This is a genomic window from Algibacter sp. L3A6, assembly GCF_009796825.1.
Taxonomy (GTDB): domain Bacteria; phylum Bacteroidota; class Bacteroidia; order Flavobacteriales; family Flavobacteriaceae; genus Algibacter.
On sequence record NZ_CP047030.1, the window covers coordinates 2,218,582 to 2,236,432 of the forward strand.

At 36.8% G+C, this 17,851-nt stretch carries 4 protein-coding genes; 1 reads left to right on the top strand and 3 read right to left on the bottom strand.

The genetic code is table 11. The features are described 5' to 3' along the window. Positions 1 to 6 precede the first annotated feature (6 nt). The 3 genes from GQR98_RS09290 to GQR98_RS09300 form a co-directional block, all read right to left on the bottom strand. Entirely contained in the window at positions 7 to 2,256 is a 2,250-nt protein-coding gene (locus tag GQR98_RS09290) for a polyribonucleotide nucleotidyltransferase (protein ID WP_159019266.1), read from the bottom strand. A gap of 223 nt (positions 2,257 to 2,479) precedes the next feature. Beyond that, a complete protein-coding gene (gene rpsO / locus GQR98_RS09295) occupies positions 2,480 to 2,749 on the bottom strand; it encodes a 30S ribosomal protein S15 (RefSeq protein WP_159021130.1) in 270 nt (89 codons plus the stop codon). A 262-nt stretch (positions 2,750 to 3,011) separates the two neighbouring features. Beyond that, entirely contained in the window at positions 3,012 to 3,833 is an 822-nt protein-coding gene (locus GQR98_RS09300; protein ID WP_159019267.1) for an AraC family transcriptional regulator, read from the bottom strand. Positions 3,834 to 4,288: 455 nt separating this feature from the next. Between GQR98_RS09300 and GQR98_RS09305 the strand changes: the two genes are divergently transcribed. Then, positions 4,289 to 17,818, top strand: a complete 13,530-nt coding sequence (locus GQR98_RS09305; protein WP_159019268.1) for a tandem-95 repeat protein — start codon at positions 4,289 to 4,291, stop codon at positions 17,816 to 17,818. Positions 17,819 to 17,851 lie beyond the last annotated feature (33 nt).

Sequence of the window (17,851 nt, forward strand, 5' to 3'; positions counted from 1 at the left end):
AAGAAATTAATCTTCTTTTTTATCTTCTCTTGGTTTTCTGTCATCACGACGGTTGTCACGACCTCTATTGTCACGAGCACCTCTGTTATCACGTCCACCAGAACGTTTATCATCTCTTGGTGGTCTTGCAACATAACCTTCTGGTTTTGGTAAAATAGCTTTACGAGATACTTTCTCTTTGCGTGTTCTTGGATCTTGTCCAAAATACTTCACATCAAAAACATCACCCATATTAACTACATCCGATACATTTTCAGTACGTTCCCAAGCTAATTCACTTACGTGTAATAAAACTTCGTTTCCTGGTGCATCCATATATTCTACAACAGCACCAAAATCTAACATTTTGATTACTTTTACTTCATATACATTACCAACAGTTGGTTTAAATAATAAAGAATCGATTTTTGCCATAACAGCATCAATACCTTTAGAACCTACACCTAATATTTCAACAATACCTTCTTCAGTAACTGGGTCTTCGTTAATAACGATAGTAGTCTCAGTTTCTTTTTGCATTTCTTGAATTACTTTTCCTCCAGGTCCAATTAAAGCACCAATAAATTCGTTAGGTACACGACGCGTTACCATAGTAGGCGCATGATCTTTAACGCTTTCTGCAGGTGCAGCAATAGTATCTGTAATTTTACCTAAGATATGTAAACGACCTTCGCGAGCTTGTTTTAGTGCATTCACTAAAATTTCGTAGCTTAATCCTTTAATTTTAATATCCATTTGGCAAGCTGTAATACCTTCAGAAGTACCAGTTACTTTAAAATCCATATCTCCTAAGTGATCTTCATCACCTAAAATATCAGATAACACTGCGTAACGATCACCATCAGAAATTAATCCCATAGCAATACCAGAAACAGGGCGTTTCATTTTAACACCAGCATCCATTAAAGCCATTGTTCCAGCACATACCGTTGCCATAGAAGAAGAACCGTTAGATTCTAGTACTTCAGATACAACACGTACAGTGTAAGGACAATCTGCAGGAATCATTCCTTTTAAACCACGTTGCGCTAAGTTACCATGACCAACTTCTCTACGAGATGTTCCTCTCAATGGTCTAGCTTCACCTGTACAAAAAGGAGGGAAGTTGTAATGTAAATAGAAATTCTCTTCACCTTCGTAAGATGGCATATCTATTTTATTAGCATCTCTAGATGTTCCTAAAGTTACTGTAGCTAATGCTTGAGTTTCTCCACGAGAAAAGATAGAAGAACCGTGAGTAGAAGGTAGGTAATCTACCTCACACCAAATTGGTCTAATTTCATCAGTCTTTCTTCCGTCTAAACGTAAACCTTCGCTTAATGTTAATTCACGTACCGCTTCTTTTTCCGCTTTGCTGTAGTATCCTCCAACAAGGTGTCCAAATTCTGCCATTTCTTCTTCAGTAAAAGATGCTTTAACTTCTTCTTTTACTTCAGCAAATGCAGCGCTACGTTCTGCTTTAGAAGTTCCCTTCTTTGCAATAGCGTAACATTTATCGTAAGCTAATTCGTGTATTCTTTTTTGTAAATCTTCGTTAACTTCTGCAGTAGCATATTCACGAACTTCTTTTTTACCAAAAGCTTCCGCTAAACGCAATTGTGCATCAATTTGTACTTTAATTGCTTCGTGAGCAAATTTGATGGCGTCTGCCATTTCTTCTTCAGAAATTTCATCCATCTCACCTTCAACCATCATAACCGAATCAGCAGAAGCACCAATCATCATCTCTAAGTCAGACTCTGCTAATTGTGCTCTAGTTGGGTTGATTACGAATTCACCATTAACACGTGCAACTCTAGCTTCAGATATTGCGCATTCGAACGGTAAATCTGATAATTGAATAGCAGCAGAAGCGGCTAATCCAGCCATAGCTTCTGGCATAACATCATCGTCATGAGACATTAACTGAATCATTACTTGTGTTTCTGCGTGGTAATCTTTTGGGAATAATGGACGTAAAACACGATCCACTAAACGCATGGTTAAAACTTCACCATCACTAGGTCTTGCTTCTCTCTTGAAGAAACCACCTGGGTAACGTCCAGCTGCAGCAAATTTTTCGCGATAATCTACCGTTAAAGGTAAAAAGTCAACATCACTTTGTTTGTAATTGGAAACAACTGTACATAGTAACATACATTTTCCAGATTGAACAACAACAGAACCGTGGGCCTGTTTTGCTAATTTTCCGGTTTCGATAGAGATTTCTCTACCGTCCCCAAGGTCAATAACCTCTTTAAACACTTTTGGAATCATAAATTTTTTCTTGTAATTCGAGCATACAATATACTCAAATTATGTTAAACAATGGTCGTTGTGTTGTTGTGTGTAGTTGTTGTGTGTGTGCGACCAATGAAAAACTTTTTGTCCCAAACTCGTTTTGGGATCTAGCTTCTTATAATTTGAAATTTATACTCGTTCAAATCGAGTTAATATATAACAAAAAACCACGCTGAAAAGCGTGGTTTTTTTATTGAGATTATTTTCTTAATCCTAATTCTTTTACTATTGCACGATATCTTAAGACATCTTTCTTGATTAAATAATCAAGTAAGCTTCTTCTTTTACCTACTAACATTACTAAAGAACGCTCAGTGTTATAATCTTTACGATTCTTTTTTAAGTGTTGAGTTAAGTGCTCAATTCTTTGTGTAAATAAGGCAATTTGTCCTTCTGCAGAACCAGTATCGCTTTTGTTTTTGCCATGTTTGGCAAACATCTCTTGTTTCTCTTCTTTAGATAAATACATTCTAATATTATTGTAAATGATTGTTATGTAGCTTGAAAGTTTTTCTTTCAAGCGTGCAAATATAAGACTTTTTTGCATTTATCTAATTTTTTATCTAGTTTTTGCTGTCCTTTTAACGTTTTAATATTAAGGAATATGTAAAAGGTTTAAGTTGGGTTACATAACAAAGTATGCTTTATGTAGAAAAGAGGTGTTTTTTTAGCATCATTGATCTTTAAAGATCAATGATGTTTAAGGGGATAATAAACTAAAGATTCTAAAACTAAGATGCGTTTGAGAAGTCGCTTGGCGTATAACCAAATTGTTCTTTAAACTTTTTACTAAAGTACGATGAGCTGTTTATGCCAATACTGTATTGTACTTCTTTTATTTTTATATTCTTATCGGTAGATAATAATTCGTATGCTTTTTTGAGGCGCAATTCTAATATTAGCTTTACAGGCGTTTTGTTTGTTTCTGCTTTTACAATTCTAGATAATTGTCTTTGGCTATAACCTGTTTTGTGCGATAGTAAATTAACATTAAAATCTTCTTTAGAAAGGTTGATTTTTATAAGATCTAGTATAGCATGGAAGGTGTTACTTTTCTTTTTTGTAACCTTTATAGAGGAGTCTGGATTATTGGTGTAAAGCTTTATTTTAGATATTATTTTTTTTTGATTAGAAAGTTTTATAACATAGTTGTTCATGTTTAAATCTTCTAAGCTTTCATCTTTTATATCTTTAGTGGTAATAATTAAAACAGGAATAATTTCATCATCATTATTAACGTCTTTCGAGAAATTAAGAACTTCTTTTTTTAATGTTTCACCATTTACTATAGGTTTTATAGCATTGCTCAAAATCAAATTAAACTGATTTTGGTTTGTTCTTTCTAAAGCTTGTAAGCTATTAAATGAAAAAACAAAATCGAAATTAGGACTTAGAATTTGGTCGTAATTTTGATTTATTCTCAAATTATCTTCTATAATTAAAATCTTGATTTTTAAACCTTCTATCTCTACATATTCAGGTTGGCTATTTGGGTTCAAATAGGCTGTAAAATCAAAAATGTCGCTATCAATGTTGTGTTTTGAGGTTCTCAAGATTATTGCTTTTTTTATAAGACACAATTTTGTTTGTGTAAGTCACATTAATTTCAGTTTTATGTTTTTTACTCCAATAAAATGTAGCTCTTGCTTTACAGCAACAAGTTAAAAATATTGTTCAAATTACCAAACAAATAATTATGATTTATTTAACAAGGTAAATAAGATTAATTGTGGTGTTCATGTCTAAAAAAAGTGATAACATCGATGAAATGTCCGTTTTAAGGTGTTCTATTGTTTTTTTTGAGTTAGAAAAATCTATTAGGCAAATGTATTTTTGTGGTATGATTTACATGTATTTTGTGCGCGGTAATATTTTAAGATGTTTTCTTAATCTTAAAAACATGCCAAAAATCTACAGTTTAAAATACACCAAAATTAAGAGTACAGTATAAGGCAAGCAGAATTAAAGCTCTTTCCCTAAATAATAAATTATTTAATAGATAATAAATATGAAATCAAAATTACAATCCTTAAAATTCGATAAGGTTAACCAAAAACAAGCTAGAAACATGATGTTGTTCTTAGCTTTTTTTATGTTTACACTTGGTTCTGTATTTGCTCAATTTGGAGCAGGTGGTTCCGATAATAATAACGGCGATGTAAGGTTAGTGTATGTAAGCGGGCAACAAAATTCTGTTGAAGCTTTAAAAACGTTAGGAACATCAAATGAGATTATAGTGCAATCTATAAAAGGTGCGCCTCAGCAATTACACTCTATCAGGGTTAAGGTTCAATTGCCTCCGGGTGTGCTTTATACGCCTTCATCTTTTGCTATTACTGATAATAATAATGTTACTGTTCAGCCTTCAGCTAATGTATATGTTTTAGCAGAGGATGATATAAGTGATTTAAATGCACCTATATTTTCCATATTCAATAATGGAATAGAAACAGAATTATGGGATGCAGGGGATTATATTCAATTTACTTTCGAAAGAACTGCTGGTTGTGCTGCTGTTACTTATAAAGAAGACGGAAATACATTTAAGGATACAGCAGAAATTAGCTATGTAAAAACAGGCTTCCCGGGTGTTCAAACAGCAACAGATACCAATGCTTTGTTAGCTAATTATGATTTATTGGCAGCTTCGGTATCTATAAGTAATATAACACCAGTAAATGGTACCGTCGGTTCTTTTGTTCATACCAGAGAAGTAACCGATTTTAATGGAGGTAATGCAGGAGTTCAAGAAGTATTGCATACTATTAAATTAGGATCTAGTGTTAACGCGTATTCTTTTTCTTATTTAGGAAATGTTATTCCTCCTAGCACAACCAGTACAGATGGCGCGGGGGTAACAACAAATACTTACATTGTTAATTTGTCATCTAACCCTAATTATAGTGGAGGAAATCCTGGTTTTGAGGATGGAAATGGTTTTTTTGATGCAGGAGAGTCTTTGGTTTTTGAAGAGAGTTTTACTTTAAAAGATTGTATAGATACTGGTATTCAACATCAGGTAGAGTGGACTTGTCAATCATCAAAAATTACAGAAGGAAATGTTTTGTTTGGTGCTAATAATCCAGAATTAGATATTGATATTTTAGAAAATCATCGAAACATATCAGGTGTAAACCATGTCAGGTTAAAAATAACTAATACGGCTTCAGCAACTGCTGCTGCTGGTTTTGCAAAAGATATTTTAATTAATGTAGCCCTGGGGTCAAATAATCAATCTGGAACTACAAGCTATAATAACAACCCGCACTGGGGAACTACTAGATATAATGTTAGATCTTTTAGTAACTTTTCATTAGGTAGTGAAACTGTTCAGGTTCCGTTCACACCGGAAGATTGGGGGTCAGATAATTCTTCCACATCCACTACTTCAACTCATGCATTGTTGCCAAATACCAATATAAATGTAGATGTTGATGGTGTAGGCGGCTTGCAAGATATTGATGGAGATAATTATTATGACGATCTTGCTCCGGGAGATTCTTTTGTAATTGAATTTGATTATGAGGTTTTGCCTCGAGATAATAATTGTGGTACAGGTCGGTTTGATTATATGCAATGGGAACATGTATTTGTTGATGCGCTTACCAAAGATCAATGTGATTCTGCAAGACCAACTGAAGGTGTAGATTTAGGGTATAATAACTTTATTAGAGATTATAATAATGCTACGGTTTTCGAGCAGGATACAGATATAGAGGAGCTTGTGCCTTTTGAGGTAGCTTTAAGGCCTTATTTGTATTCAAACTTTAATCATAATGATCATGCTATGATTAATAGTAACGGAGATAGTGAGTTTACAGTATCTATAGAAGTGCCTAGAGGTGTAGATTTAGTTGCAGGATCACCTCCAGAATTTAGTCAGGCAAATGGTACTTATACTGTTGGTTTACCAGAAGCTGGTACTAATGTTATTTCTTACACTTCAACTGATATCTTAAGTGGTTTTACACTTAGAGAGTTTAGCGATTTTTTTGCACGTTTTCCTCTTGTGATGAATTGTGCAGAGTTGGAATTAGGAGGTGTTACTAGCGTTATTAATATTTCTTATGAAACTAGTTTAAAATTATACGATGCTCCTGGAGGAAACCTAGTGTTTGAAAGAGATATTCATTGTGGGAACTTCGAACCAATTATAGAACATTCATGTAATCCTCCTTGTGCTGGTCCAAATATTACAGGTTTAGATGCGTATAGAATTACAGCAGGTTGGTCAGATAATACGATGACTTCTAAAGTAGATTTAACAAGCACGAATCCTGATGGTTCACCTGTTTATGAACTAGATAAATATTTAGCAGGAGATGAAATGGTGGTAGAAACCTCTGGGTTTATGTCTAGCTTATCATCAGATAACTTACATTTTATACAAAATTATACTACAGATGGGTTAACGGCAGGAGCAAATGATATAGAGTTTGTTTCTGGTACTATTGTAATTACTAAATTTGGAGGCAGTACAACACTGGAGTTACCGGTAAGCGCGCCTATTGTAACTTCTAGTGGTAATACTCATACATTAGATTATGATTTGTCGAGTGCGCTTTCAGATCCTATAGTTGGTGGGTTAATAGAGGATCAAGACACGTTTGAAGTGAATTTTAAATATAAGTTTACTACAGATACTTATACTAATTTTGGATACCACATTTTATCAGGTTTTAGAGGTCGATATTATGTTGATGAAACATTAACAGGAAGTACAAGTAATGTAGCAAATGATAATGATAATGATGGCATACCAAATGAAAGACTAAGCTGTTTTGATTGGGGTGATCAAGTAGCTTACTTAAGACCTGATAACTTATCTTACGGAGTTGCAAATAGTACATTTGAATATTGTGCTGAAGTTTGGGCAAACCTTATAAATGATTATACGCGTTCAAATTCACCACATTTACATACTGGAGAATATAGACCAACTACCATGATTCAATCTACGGAAATTACAATTCCGGATGGAGCGAAAATATTGGATGTTAGGCAATATAATAATGAGGGCTATTTTTATGTGAGCACGGGAGAATTAGATATTTCTCCAGCGCTTGGTACGCCAGGAGTGAATACTTATACGGTAACACCAAATAGAGCGGCTGGATACAGAGATCAGAATCAAACATCATCTGTTAGTTATAGAATGCAGGTACTAGTAAAAGGTAGTTGTGAATTAAAAGATGCTTCGGAAGGATTACCTATTCCTATTATAACATCTACAAGTATTGTTCAGCATATGGCTTATACCGAAACACCTTTGCCGGAACAACTATTAACAAGAACACCGTCAGCAAGATTATATTACACAAAACCAACTTTTATTTTTCAGCCTTTATCAAGTGCTATTATTGTAGGGTTTGGTCCTGAAGCAGATTTTGATCTCAGAGTAGTTAACAATAGTTCTTCTACTGGAGATGTAGGTTTTAACTGGATTAAAATACCTGCAAATTCTAATATAACCATAGTAGGGGCGGAAGATATTACTTCTTCATCAATACCATTAAATATTGTACAAGTTGGAGACGATAGTTATGTAGAAATAGGTAATTTAGATGCAGGAGAAACAAAAGATATTAGAGTTAGTGCAACTTATACTAGTTGTACCGATGTTCCTGTAGATTTTAGTTTAGGTTGGGATTGTGATGCATACCCAACAAACTATGGAGATGTGTCATCGGTTTGTTATGATAATACTGTACAATTAACATTGCAACCTGCTGCTGGCCAAGTACAGCAAACTATAGCTGAGCCTCAGCCAGTAGGTCCTTTTGCAATGTGTGATACTATTATTTATGATGTGGAATATAGTAGTGCTCAAGTAGCGACAACCATTAATCCGGAATCATCATTAACTCTGTTTAATGGAGCAAGTGCAGTGAGTATAACAAAGATTGAAGCCGAATATCCTGCAGGTAGTAATAACTGGGAGGACTTAGTGAGCACGATATCTAGAGGTGATACTTATGTTTCTCCTATTATTCATTCAGCAATGACTCCTCTATATGGAGGTATTCCTGGTACGGGAGCTGTAGGGCCTTCTGTAAATGATAGAAAAGTAATTGTTAGGTATACATTGCAAACAACATGTGATTTTGTTTCTAATTCACCGTTAACTTTTACTGTTTCTGGAGATGTACCTTGTGGAGAACCAACCGTTGGTAATGGTAGTAAGTCAGTATCAAACGGAATTGAAATAATAGGCTTAGACGCTACTTACGATGCTTTGTCAACAATATCTTTACCAGATTTTGCAAATCCTGATGGAGGGCATATTGATGGTTGTTCATCTCAAGAAACAATTAATATTTTTACGACAATCTCAGAGTTACCATCTAGTCCAGGGGCTAGTACTGGTGATTTTGATTACGGAAGAGTGGTGTTACCAACGGGAGTAACATATGTAGATGGGTCGTTTGTTAATCTTGGAGCTAACGTTTTAACATATGTAAGTTCATCACCTAATGAGTTAATTGTTAAATATCCTTCAGGTTTGTTGGATCAAGATCAAACTGAATTCGAATTCGATATCATACCAGATGCGGGATATTGCGAAGAGGATGCTACAGTAAGTTATCTTGCGTACATACAAAATGATACAGGTGCTAGTTGTGGAGGTACATCTTGTGGTGGTAACTTAATTGCCACAGGTACGTCTAGCGAATCTTTAGATATCAAAAAGGCGGCAGTCGTTATTAATTTAGACTCTGCAATAGGAAGTGTAACTGTTTTAGATGAATTAATAACAGCAGCCTTTACAATTGATAATACTTCTGATGTTGAGGTGACTGCACCTGCAACTATTGGAGCATATTTTGATGTGAATCTAGATGGTGTTTATGATGCTGGCGATTTAGAATTAGGTAGTCATATTATCACATCTGCGATACCGGCTGGAGGATCAATTTCAGAAAGTATTCAGTTTACAGCTACTCCAACTCAGGCTTGTAATATTTTATTAGTAATGAAGGTAGACGAAAATCCTTGTATTTGTGTGCCTGCAAGTGTAAGTATGGGGTCGCCAAGTGTGTTAACTGGTATTGGAGGTTCAAATGTACCAGTTTGCGAAGCTTATGCAGGTAGTAGTGTTGAATTAGGTTCGCCTAATAACCCAGATTATACTTATGTATGGACAGGGTTAACAGCAACTGATGATATTACGTATTTAGATGCTCCAACAACAGCTCAACCAAATTTCGTTTATGGAGGGCCAAAATTAGCGGCAACAACAACCTTTACATATCAAGTGGAAATTACACGTCCTGGCGGATGTACTTCTACAGATACAGTAGATGTTACTGTAGGATATATAGAAGATCCGGTAATATCTTCTAGTGAACTAGAAATTTGTTCAGATGAATATTTATCAGTAACATTTGGGAATACTTTAAGTGATGATGAAATTATTAAAATTTGGAAAAATGCAGCGTTAACAACACCTGCCAATTTACCAAATACAAGTGGTATTTGGACATCAACAGAGTTGTATCCTGCAGGAACAGGTAATATATATGCAACCGTAGAAAATACAGTTACAGGTTGTAGAACAGATGCCATAACTATTGCGTACACCATAACAGACTGTGTTGCAGATTTAGTAACTACAAAATCCGTTTCGCCTACTACGGCGTCAATTGGTCAAGATGTTGTGTTTACTATTAATGTAAGTAATATAGGTAGTAGTGTTGATAAGAATGTGACCTTATCAGATGTATTGCCAAATAATGTAGCTTACGTAAGTGATAATAGTAGTGGAACATACAATCGAGTTACAGGCCTATGGACTGTAGGTGAAATAGCTAGCGGTAGTTCGGCTTCATTAGAGATAACAGCTAACATTAATGCAGAAGCCGCAGGTGGTACAGTGACTAATACAACAACTGCAGCTTCTGGAGATTATACCGATGATACACTTATAGCAGGGGATGTTTTAGATGCTACTGTTTCTGTTAATTCATTAGTAATTGCGGCAGCAAACGATAATTATTCAGGGGTAAATGGTTTCGAAGGGAATACTAACCTAGGAAATATATTAACTGGTACAGGAGACGATTCTTTAAATGGAGATCCTGTTACTACGGCAGATGTAGCGATAACGTACCCAACACCTGCAACTGTAAATGGTAATCCAATTACAGGAACAGCTCCAATTATTAGTGCGTCTGGAGATGTAAGTGTACCAGCAGGAACACCAGCAGGAACATATTCTATTCCATATACTATTTGTGAAATAGGAAATTCAAGTAATTGTAGTAATGCAACAGTAACTGTAGTCGTAGAGGCACCAGCAATAGTTGCTACAAATGATGATTATACTGCAAGCCCGGTGCTTAGTGAAGATGGAAACGCTAATTTGGGTAACATATTAGCGGGTACAGGTGATGATACTCTAAATGGAGTAGCAACAGATATCAATGAAATCGACATTACTTTAACATCAGGAATGTTTTTTGATGGAGGTTCAGGACCAGTTCCTGCAACGGGAATAGTTCCAGAAGTTGATCCATTAACAGGAGATGTTAGTGTGCCAGCAGGAACACCGGCAGGACGATATACCATTAACTATAATATTTGTGAGGAGTTAAATCCTTCAAATTGTAGTGCTGATGCAGTAGTAACTATTGTGGTTATTGAGCCACCAGTAGCTAATGCAGATAGTAATTCGGGTAATACAACTACTCAACCAAGTACACCGATAAATATTTTATCTAATGATTTATTAGGTGATGGAATAACTACAGCTACAGTATTAAATACAACAGTAGATTTAGACCCTAACACAGCAGGAGATCAAGATGTCTTAGTGGTACCAGGCGAAGGAACTTGGAACTATAATACATCAACTGGTGAGCTTGTTTTTACTCCAGAAACTATAGTAGATGGATTTACATCTAATTATACCAATGATCCAACTCCAATTGAGTATACCTTAACAGAAACCCAAACAGGTTTAAGTGATACCGCAACGGCAACCGTAGATTATGATGCTATATCACCAACAGCAGAGAATGATGAGAGCTTAGCCAATGCGGCAGGCGCAGTAAGCATCGACCCATTAGTAACAAATGGTGGCTTAGCAGATTCAGATCCTGATGGAGAATTAGATGCAACAACGGTAAGTTTAGTAGCACCAGTAGGCGCAACAAGTATCGTAACGGATGCTAATGGTGACATTACAAGTTTCGCAGTACCAAACGAAGGAACATGGAGTGTAGATGAAACCACAGGAGCAATCACTTTCACACCGTTAACAACATTTACAGAAGACCCAACAGTTATCAGTTATAATGTAGAAGATAATGATGGCAATCAATCTAATGATGCGACGGTTACAATCGATTATTTACCAGTAGCAGAAGACAATGTAAGCGATGGCAATACAGTAGGTAGTCCAGCGGTATTCAATATTGTATCAGACGATACTAATGGCGATACGATTGTAGCAAGTACAATAGATTTAGATCCATCCACTCCAGGCACTCAAGAGACGACTTTAGTCGTTCCAAACGAAGGGACATGGAGTGTAGATGCATCAGGCGTATTAACTTTTACACCAGAAGTAGGCTTCACCACGGATCCAACAGCGATTACATATACAGTAGAAGATGCAGAGGGTAATACGTCAAATGCAGCGAATATCACGGTAACTTATGATGAAGTACCACCAGTAGCTGAAGACAATAGTGTTGCTAACCAAGTGACAGGAAGCGATGCTATTATACCAAACATCTCAGAGAATGATACATTAAGTGATGGCAGTGTAGTCGATACCACACCATTAACAGGAAACGCTGTAATTAGTCTAGATCCAACAGATTCAGATGGTGACGGTGATCCATTAACCTTAGTGGTGCCAAACGAAGGAACATGGGTTTACGATCCAGCAACGGATGATTTAACATTCACACCAGAAACAGGTTTCACAAACGATCCAACGCCAATAGAATATACCTTAACAGAAACCCAAACAGGTTTAAGTGATACCGCAACGGTAACAGTAGATTACGTTATAGAATCACCAACAGCAGAGAATGATGAGAGCTTAGCCAATGCGGCAGGCGCAGTAAGCATCGACCCATTAGTAACAAATGGTGGCTTAGCAGATTCAGATCCTGATGGAGAATTAGATGCAACAACGGTAAGTTTAGTAGCACCAGTAGGCGCAACAAGTATCGTAACGGATGCTAATGGTGACATTACAAGTTTCGCAGTACCAAACGAAGGAACATGGAGTGTAGATGAAACCACAGGAGCAATCACTTTCACACCGTTAACAACATTTACAGAAGACCCAACAGTTATCAGTTATAATGTAGAAGATAATGATGGCAATCAATCTAATGATGCGACGGTTACAATCGATTATTTACCAGTAGCAGAAGACAATGTAAGCGATGGCAATACAGTAGGTAGTCCAGCGGTATTCAATATTGTATCAGACGATACTAATGGCGATACGATTGTAGCAAGTACAATAGATTTAGATCCATCCACTCCAGGCACTCAAGAGACGACTTTAGTCGTTCCAAACGAAGGGACATGGAGTGTAGATGCATCAGGCGTATTAACTTTTACACCAGAAGTAGGCTTCACCACGGATCCAACAGCGATTACATATACAGTAGAAGATGCAGAGGGTAATACATCAAATGCAGCGAATATCACGGTAACTTATGATGAAGTACCACCAGTAGCTGAAGACAATAGTGTTGCTAACCAAGTGACAGGAACCGATGCTATTATACCAAACATCTCAGGGAATGATACTTTAAGTGATGGCAGTGTAGTCGATACCACACCATTAACAGGAAACGCTGTAATTAGTCTAGATCCAACAGATTCAGATGGTGACGGTGATCCATTAACCTTAGTGGTGCCAAACGAAGGAACATGGGTTTACGATCCAGCAACGGATGATTTAACATTCACACCAGAAACAGGTTTCACAAACGATCCAACGCCAATAGAATATACTTTAACAGAAACCCAAACAGGTTTAAGTGATACCGCAACGGTAACAGTAGATTATGATGCTATATCACCAACAGCAGAGAATGATGAGAGCTTAGCCAATGCGGCAGGCGCAGTAAGCATCGACCCATTAGTAACAAATGGTGGCTTAGCAGATTCAGATCCTGATGGAGAATTAGATGCAACAACGGTAAGTTTAGTAGCACCAGTAGGCGCAACAAGTATCGTAACGGATGCTAATGGTGACATTACAAGTTTCGCAGTACCAAACGAAGGAACATGGAGTGTAGATGAAACCACAGGAGCAATCACTTTCACACCGTTAACAACATTTACAGAAGACCCAACAGTTATCAGTTATAATGTAGAAGATAATGATGGCAATCAATCTAATGATGCGACGGTTACAATCGATTATTTACCAGTAGCAGAAGACAATGTAAGCGATGGCAATACAGTAGGTAGTCCAGCGGTATTCAATATTGTATCAGACGATACTAATGGCGATACGATTGTAGCAAGTACAATAGATTTAGATCCATCCACTCCAGGCACTCAAGAGACGACTTTAGTCGTTCCAAACGAAGGGACATGGAGTGTAGATGCATCAGGCGTATTAACTTTTACACCAGAAGTAGGCTTCACCACGGATCCAACAGCGATTACATATACAGTAGAAGATGCAGAGGGTAATACATCAAATGCAGCGAATATCACGGTAACTTATGATGAAGTACCACCAGTAGCTGAAGACAATAGTGTTGCTAACCAAGTGACAGGAACCGATGCTATTATACCAAACATCTCAGGGAATGATACTTTAAGTGATGGCAGTGTAGTCGATACCACACCATTAACAGGAAACGCTGTAATTAGTCTAGATCCAACAGATTCAGATGGTGACGGTGATCCATTAACCTTAGTGGTGCCAAACGAAGGAACATGGGTTTACGATCCAGCAACGGATGATTTAACATTCACACCAGAAACAGGTTTCACAAACGATCCAACGCCAATAGAATATACCTTAACAGAAACCCAAACAGGTTTAAGTGATACCGCAACGGTAACAGTAGATTACGTTATAGAATCACCAACAGCAGAGAATGATGAGAGCTTAGCCAATGCGGCAGGCGCAGTAAGCATCGACCCATTAGTAACAAATGGTGGCTTAGCAGATTCAGATCCTGATGGAGAATTAGATGCAACAACGGTAAGTTTAGTAGCACCAGTAGGCGCAACAAGTATCGTAACGGATGCTAATGGTGACATTACAAGTTTCGCAGTACCAAACGAAGGAACATGGAGTGTAGATGAAACCACAGGAGCAATCACTTTCACACCGTTAACAACATTTACAGAAGACCCAACAGTTATCAGTTATAATGTAGAAGATAATGATGGCAATCAATCTAACGATGCGACGGTAACGATTACTTATATTGTTGTAACGACGGATGCAATCAATGACGTTAATAATACATTTAAAGACGTAGCAGTAAATGGAAATGTGATTACTAATGATATCGATGCTGAAGGCGATACGCAAACAGTGTCAGATTATAGTCCGTTAAGTACGGAAGGCGGAACTGTAGTTATGAGTCCAAATGGTGATTATGTTTACACACCAGCTGAAGGGTTTACCGGAACAGATACCTTCACTTACACTGTATGTGATGATGGTTTCCCACAAGCTTGTGATACGGCTACGGTGACTATTAAAGTTTTGGCCGATCCAAATACAGCGGAGAACGAAATAATTGCTAATAGTGATACTGCTACAACGGAAGCAGGAAGTCCTGTAGATGTTGTTGTTTTAGCAAATGACGTTGATCCAGAAGGTGATCCATTAAGTATAACTCCAGGATCGATTACCGACCCAGTAAACGGAACGATAGTAGAAAATGCAGATGGAACTATTACTTATACACCAGATGCCGGTTTTGTAGGTGAAGATACATTCACATACGAGGTTTGCGATACAGGTAGCCCACAAGCTTGTGATACAGCTACGGTAACTGTAACTGTAGATCCATCAAACGGAATAGATAATGATACTTATGCTAATGATGATGCTTATAACGGTAATCCAAATATGGATATCACAGGTAACGTATTAGATAATGATACCGATCCAGAAGGCGATACACCAACGGTGAACACAATACCAGTTACTGGTGTTGAGAACGGAACATTAGTGTTAAACCTTGATGGTACGTTTGTTTACGCACCAAACCCAGACTTTAGCGGAACAGATAGTTTTGTATATGAAGTTTGTGATAATGGAGTACCACAAGCCTGTGATCAAGCAACGGTTTATATCACAGTAAACCCTAATGTTTACCCAATGATTGAGTTGTTAAAAACTGCAGTTGTAGATAGAGGAGTAGATGGCCGTGTGAATGAAGGTGATATTATTACATATACATTTACTGTTGAAAACACAGGAGATGTTACAGTAAGTAATATTACAGTTTCAGATGTTATGCTAGGTGTGTCTAATTTAGCGATAATATCAGGAACATTAGACCCTACGGAAACAGGAACAATTGAGTTCGATTATGCCATTACTGCTGCAGATATTTTAGCAGGAAGAATTGAAAATACGGCAACTGCAAATGGAACAGATCCTTATGGAGATTCAGTAAGCGATATATCAGATGATCCTAATGATACGAACACAACAGATATAGAAGGTGATGGTGAAGCAGATGCTCCAACAGTCACATTGTTAAAAAGTCCTCATTTAGAATTAACTAAGGATGGAGTATATGCCGATGCAGATGGAGATAATGTTGTAGAAGTAGGAGAAATTATTACTTATACATTTACTGTTAGAAACACAGGGAATATTGATGTAACAGGATTAACTGTTGATGATGCAAAACTAGGGGTTACAGGTTTACCTGTTTCGCCAGCAGATTTAACACCTGGATCTATAGGAACTGTAACTTATGAATATGCCCTTACTCAAGCAGATTTAGATGCGGGAGTTGTATACAACGTAGCAGTAGCAAATGGAACAACAAGTGAAGGTTCTGTTAGCGATGAGTCGGAAGATCCAACACCAGTTGGTTCGTCGCATCCAGCATACGATCCTACATGTCCAGACTGTACAGTAACACCATTAACAAGTCCACAAATGGAATTGAGAAAAACCGCAACTATTGATATAGGTAGAGATGGTGTTGTAGAAGAAGGTGATGCTATTACTTATACATTCACAGTAGTGAATACTGGAAATGCAATCATAGAAGGAATTACAGTTACAGATACTATGTTAGGGGTCATAGATGCACCAATAGTGTCGCCATTATTATTCCCTGGTCAAGTAGGTGTATATACATTCGATTACAAAATTACAGATGCAGATATTGCTGCAGGTCGTATTGAAAATACAGCAACAGCAAACGGAATCGATCCTTATGGAAATCCAGTAACTGATATATCAGATGATCCTAATGATACGGATACAACAGATGTTGAAGGTGATGGAGAACCAGATGGTCCAACAGTAACAGTATTACCAATTCCAATGGCAGATATTGTAACTGTAAAAGATGATGGAGAAGCAACTTATATAGCAGGTACAGATGTAGTTTATACAATTACTGTAACCAACAATGGTCCAAGTGATGCCGCTAATGTAATAGTTAGCGATCCATTACCAGTAGGTATTATTGATGCGACATGGGTTGGAGATAACGGAACAAGTGGAACGGGAGCATTGACTGATACAATCGATTTATTCTTAGATGGAGATTCAATAACTTACACAGTTACGTTAAGTGTGCCATTTGAGTTTACGGGAGATTTAATCAATGCAGTAACTGTAACAAGTGATACTATGGATCCTGATCCAACTTGTGCAGATTGTATAGATGTAAATACACTTGAGCCTGCATCCGATATTGGTGTAACAAAAGAAGCAAGTGTAGAATCTGCTCTTGTAAATGATGAAGTGACTTTCACAATCACTGCTCAAAACTTTGGTCCTCAAGATGGAACTAACATTATAATTGAAGATATATTACCTAGTGGTTACGAATATATTTCTCACTTAATAACATCTGGAGTTTATGATGAAACCTCTGGTTTATGGTCAATAGATGCTTTAGAGTATAATGGTGTAGAATTATTAGAAATCACGGTTAGAGTCTTAAACGCTACAGATTATACAAACGTAGCTTCAGTGTTAAGTGTCGATCAGGTAGATCTATATAATGATAATGATACAGATGAAGTTACTTTAGGAGTTGTGCTTTCAACAACATGTATTGAAGTATATAGTACATTCACTCCGCATAATGTTGATGGAATAAATGATTATTTCACTATTGATTGTATTGAGAACTATCCAAAAAATACCTTAAAAATTTATAACAGATGGGGGTATGAAGTGTATACTGCCAGCGGATATAATAACACTTGGGATGGTGTGTCAAACGGACCTAGAACAGTAAATGAAGAAGATAAAGTACCAGTAGGAACTTACTACTACGTTTTAGATTTAGGACAAGGAGACGAGCCAAGAATAGGATGGTTATACATAAACTAATAAGAGTTGAATACGTAAATTATTAAAAAATTA